We start from the raw sequence: 5,022 nt of genomic DNA, 5'->3' as shown, positions 1-5,022 counted from the left end.
AGCATCTGCTGCTGGCCGCCGGACAAGTTGCCGGCGTGCAGGCGGCGCTTTTCCTTGAGGATCGGGAAGCGCTGGTACATGGCCTCCAGATCGTCGGCCACGCCCTTGTCCCGGCGCCGGCTGAAGGCGCCCAGCATCAGGTTGTCCTCCACCGACAGGCCGGCGAACACCTGGCGGCCCTCCGGGACCTGAACGATACCGCGATGAACCCGGTCGGCGGCCTTGCGCCGGTTCAGGTTGTCGCCGTCGAAGGTGACGGTGCCGGCGGTGAGCGGCTGCAGGCCGGAGATCACCCTCAACAGAGTGGATTTGCCGGCGCCGTTGGCGCCCACCAGGGCCACGGTCTCGCCGGGGTGGATGGCCACGTCCAGGCCGTGCAGGGCCTCGATGCGGCCGTAGCCGGTGCGTATGCCCCGGAGGTCCAGCAGCGGCGCGCCGCCCTTGGCGATGGGGCCTGCGCCGCCGTCGGCGCGTTCACCGGGGGCGGCGCCGTCGTCGAAGGCGCGCGCCCGTTGCTCGCCGCGGGGGGCGGCGGGCGTGGAGAGGGTAGCGTTCATGCGGTGGCCTCCTCACGGGGGTTGCGGTTGCCCAGGTAGGCGTCGATCACATCCGGGTTGGCGCGGATCTCCTCCGGGGTGCCCTCGGCCAGCTTGCGGCCGTAGCAGAGCACCAGCACCTGGTCGGAAATACTCATCACCAGTTTCATATCGTGCTCCACCAACACCACGGTGATGCCCTTGTCGGCGATCCGGCGGATCACGTCGCGCAGGGCGTCGGTCTCGTTGCGGTTGAGGCCGGCGGCGGGCTCGTCGAGCAGCAGGATGTCCGGGGAGGACGCCAGGGCGCGGGCGATTTCCAGACGCTTGAGGGCGCCGTAGGGCATCGCCGAAGCATGGTGCTGGATGTACTGGCCGCAGCCGACGAACTCCATCAGCTCGGCGCATTCCTCCCGGCATTGCTGGTCCGCCCGGCGCAGGGCGGGCAGCTTGAACAGGGACGTAAAGGTGCCCTGCTTGAGGTGCCGGTGGCGCCCCAGCATGACGTTTTCCAGCGCCGTCATGTTCATGCAGATTTGCAGGTTCTGGAAGGTGCGGCACATGCCGAGCGGCGCCAGCTCATGGGGCTGGTGGCCGGCCAGGCTGCGGCCGTTCAGATGCACGCTGCCACTGCTGGGCTGGTAGAGCCCGGTGATCAGATTGAACAGGGTGGTCTTGCCGGCGCCGTTGGGGCCGATGATGGAATGGATGCGGCCTTTTTCCACCTGGAAGCTCAGGTCCTCCACGGCGTGCACGCCGCCGAATTCCTTGCCCAGCTGGTCCACGGAAAGCAATGCGGTCATGGGGCCTCCTTCTGGAAGCGGCGCGCCAGGGTCGGTACCAGGCCGCGCGGCATGAAGATCATTACCGCCATTAGAATGGCGCCGAACAGCACCATCTCCAGCTCCTGGAAACCGGTCAGGAACTGCGGAATCAGCAGCAGGATGGCGGCGCCCAGGATTACCCCGTAGGTGGACGCCATGCCGCCCAGCACGACGATGGTGATCAGCTCGATGGAGTGGGTGAACGAGGCGATGTTGGGAGTGATGAAACCGCCATAGTAGCCGTACAGGCTGCCCGCCAGGCTGGCGTAGACGGCGGAGATCACGAACACCCGCAGCTTGAATTTGCCGGTGTCCACGCCGGCCACCTGGGCGGCGATTTCCGAGCCGTGCAGAGCGCGCAGGGCGCGGCCCAGGGGCGAGTCGATCAGGTTCAGCGCGAACAGCGCGTTGTTCACCAGGCCGACGGAATCGTTGAACAGATATTTGAACTGGAAACCGACAAGGATCGGTGAAAACATCATCGGGAACATCATGATGGTGCGGAGTGTCCGCTGGCCCCAGGTGATGCGATTGACCAGCAGCGCCAGCCCGAGCCCCAGCAACATTTCCAGATTGAGCGCGATGGTGATGAACACCACGGTACGCCCGAAGGCCCACCAGAAATCGTCATTGCCGATCAGGCGCCTGTAATTGCGCAGGCCGACGAAATTATAGAGCGAGTCCGGCCGCACCAGATTGTAGCTGGTGAAACTCGTCCAGAACGACACGATGAGTGGCACCAGCACGACCGCCAGAATGACGATGATGGCCGGCAGCAGCAGAAGATAGGGCGTCGCCTGCGGAGACCTGAAGAACTTCATGTCGCGCCTTCGGAAATTTCAAGGAAAACGGAAACTCTGTGCGGCCTAAGCCGTTGACGCCGCCGGCATTGACGCCGGCGGCGTTGTGAAGCGCCACTCAGTAGTAGCCGGCATCTTCCATGATGTAGGTCGCCTCCTCGGCGGCATCGTCGAGCGCTTCCTGCGGGGTCTTCTCGCCGACGATCGCGGCCTGAAGCTCCGGCCACAGCACATTCGAAACCTGGATCCATTCCGGGATCAGCGGCGGGGTGCGGGCGTCAGCGAGCGACTCCTGCCAGACCTGGAACATCTCGGCGAGGTTCTCCTTGCCGTTCTCGTTGAACCAGGCAATCACCTCGTCATAGGTCGCGGTGCGGGTCGGCAGGTTGCCGGCCATGGCTTCCATCAGTTCGCTCTCGTCATTGGTCATGAACACGGCGAAGGAAACGGCGGCATCCTTGTTGTCGCAATCCTCGGTCACCGAGAACGAATGCGAACCGGACCAGCCGCCGCCATGGCCCGACGTACCGGCGGGCGCAACCGCATAGCCGAGGTCATCCGCGATCTTCGAGGACGACGGATCGGCGAAGAAGGCGGCAAATCCCGGCCAGTCGAGATCAAGCGCAAGCTGGCCGGCAGCCATCGCCTGACCGATATCGTCCCAGGTATAGTTGACCGTGCCGGCCGGAACCGCGCCGGCATCATAGACATCGATGAACCACTGCAGCGCGGCCACGCCTTCCAGCGAATTGAAGGTCGGACGGAACTCATCGTCGAACATGTCGCCGCCATTGGCGCGCAGGATCTCCATGAACCGGCCCGACATGCCCTCGTCCTTGCCGGCGAAAGCGGTGCCATAGAGGTTCGGCGGATCGGCGAAGAAGATCACCTGGTCGCGGAACTCGTCATAGGTCTTCGGCGGCGCGAGGTCGGTGCCGTATTTTTCCTTCCAGGCCTGCTGGTTGGCCGGATCGGCATAGAGGCTCTTGCGATAATAGAGGTTGGAAACATCGGTGACGCGCGGAAGCTGGACCAGACGGCCGTCGACCTTGGCCGATTCCAGCGTGCCCGGAACATATTTGTCGAGTTCGGACTGCGGGATATGCTCGGAGAGGTCGATATAGAGGTCGCCATATTGCGGGGCGAAGCTGGTGTGGTTGGAGCCGACGCACCAGGTAATGTCGCCGGCGGCGATGTCCTGCTTGATCTCGCGGTCGAGGTCGAAGTGATTCTTCGACGAAACGATCTCGACCTTGGCGCCCGTCATCTCCTCCCACTCAGGGATACGGGTATAGAGCTTCTCATACTGGGTGCCGCCGATCAGCTTCACCTTCAGCGTATAGTCCGGAAAGCTGCCATAGTCGAAATCATCGGCCTGGGCCGAAGCGGCGAGGCCGCCAACGGCGCAGCAAGCGACGAGGGTCGCTTTCAGAAGTTTCATTCGCATCATTCTCCTCCTATCCGTTCAAGCCCAGAAAAGACTTGATCCTCCATATTTGAAAAGTCTATTCGTATATAAGCACCATTTCGACGGGGGCGTCAACGTCGCTCTTGATATTGGACAGGAACAGCGGCAGTTTCGCAGCGATTTCAGGGTGAAAACTTCACCCGTCACCGAAGGATCGACCATGGCAACAGATGAGTCCGACCGCTACCGCGCGCCCGCCCTCGACAAGGGCCTCGACATTTTCGAGCTTCTGGCCGAGACAGACGGCTCTTTGAGCCAGGCCGAAATCGCAAAGTCGCTGGGGCGGACGCCGAACGAGATCTACCGCATGCTCGACCGGCTGGTGCGGCGCGAATATATCCGCCGCACGCCGGAGGACCGCTACGAGATCACGCTGAAGATGTTCGAGCTGGTGCATGCCCGCCCGCCGCTGCGCCGGCTCGTCAACCAGGCAATGCCGCTGCTCCAAGAGGTCGCGCAGGAGGCGGGCCAGTCCTGTCACATCGTGGTCTTCGACAGGAACGCCGCCGTCGTGGTCGCGCAGGTCGATGCACCGAGCTACTGGAGCCTCGCCGTTCGCGTCGGAACGCGGCTGAAGCTGACCTCGACCGGCTCCGGCCTCGTCTTCCTCGCCTTCTCCACGCCGGAAAACCGGGCGCTGATGTTGAAGGGCGCGGGCGAGACGATGACGCCTGAAACGGAGGCCCGTCTCGAGCCGATCCGCAAGGCAGGCTACACCATGATGCCGAGCGAGCAGATCGCCGGCGTCACCAATCTTTCGGCCCCGGTCATGGGCCCGCTCGGCTCGGTGATGGCGGTCGTCACCTCGCCCTATACCGAGCGCCTCGACCGCACGACCACGGACGACCGGGAACGCACGCTGAAACTCGTGCGCGCGGCCGCGGCCAGCCTGTCCAAGGGCCGCCCCGCCCCTTAAGCGCGGCGGCTAAAAATCGATCGCCCGCAAGGGCAAAGGGAGGAACAATGCGCATCATCGATACCCATCTTCACCTCGTCTACAAGGACCGGTTCTCCTACCCCTGGCTGAAGGACGCCCCCGCGCTCGATCGCCAGGTGACCGCAGAGGACTACTTCGCCCGCGCCGAAAAGCTCGGCATCGACACGGCGCTGCATATGGAAGTGGACGTCGCCGAGAGCGACATGGAGGCCGAGACCGCCTTCATGGTCGGCGCCCACGACAGGATTGCCGGCGCAATCGCCGCCTGCCGGCCGGAGAGCCCGGAGTTTCCAGCCTATCTTGAGCGCATTGCCGCAATCCCCGGCGTGCGCGGCCTGCGACGGGTACTGCACATCGTGCCGGATGAAGTCTCCGAAGCCCCGCTCTTCGTTGAAAACATCCGCCGGCTTTCCGCCCACGGTCTGACCTTCGATCTCTGCGTTTCCGCCCGCCAGCT

At 64.0% G+C, this 5,022-nt stretch carries 6 protein-coding genes; 2 read left to right on the top strand and 4 right to left on the bottom strand.

The genetic code is table 11. The features are described from left to right. From B4E36_RS14855 to B4E36_RS14840, 4 genes are all read right to left on the bottom strand, one after another. On the bottom strand, positions 1 to 557 hold a 557-nt coding region (locus B4E36_RS14855; protein ID WP_345900522.1), incomplete at its 3' end, for an ABC transporter ATP-binding protein. Further along, positions 554 to 1,339, bottom strand: a complete 786-nt coding sequence (locus B4E36_RS14850; RefSeq protein ID WP_345900521.1) for an ABC transporter ATP-binding protein — start codon at positions 1,337 to 1,339, stop codon at positions 554 to 556. The genes B4E36_RS14850 and B4E36_RS14855, both read right to left, overlap by 4 nt. Next, positions 1,336 to 2,181 carry an ABC transporter permease subunit gene (locus tag B4E36_RS14845; RefSeq protein WP_345900520.1) on the bottom strand — a complete coding sequence of 282 codons (846 nt, stop codon included), beginning with the start codon at positions 2,179 to 2,181 and terminating at the stop codon, positions 1,336 to 1,338. Before B4E36_RS14845 ends, B4E36_RS14850 begins: the two co-directional genes overlap by 4 nt. Before the next feature lie 97 nt (positions 2,182 to 2,278). Further along, positions 2,279 to 3,601 (bottom strand): extracellular solute-binding protein, encoded by a 1,323-nt coding sequence (locus B4E36_RS14840; protein WP_292058340.1) that lies wholly within the window; start codon positions 3,599 to 3,601, stop codon positions 2,279 to 2,281. Between the two features lie 187 nt (positions 3,602 to 3,788). Between B4E36_RS14840 and B4E36_RS14835 the strand changes: the two genes are divergently transcribed. Together B4E36_RS14835 and B4E36_RS14830 are read left to right on the top strand one after the other, a co-directional pair. Then, entirely contained in the window at positions 3,789 to 4,544 is a 756-nt protein-coding gene (locus B4E36_RS14835) for an IclR family transcriptional regulator (protein ID WP_018064042.1), read from the top strand. A 47-nt stretch (positions 4,545 to 4,591) separates the two neighbouring features. After that, positions 4,592 to 5,022: amidohydrolase family protein (locus B4E36_RS14830; protein WP_345900519.1), on the top strand; the 431-nt coding region annotated here is incomplete at its 3' end.

Source organism: Martelella sp. UBA3392 (assembly GCF_002358775.1).
Classification (GTDB): domain Bacteria; phylum Pseudomonadota; class Alphaproteobacteria; order Rhizobiales; family Rhizobiaceae; genus Martelella; species Martelella mediterranea.
The sequence above is the reverse complement of the archived record's forward strand: the minus strand, read 5'-3'. Positions and strand labels throughout refer to the sequence as shown.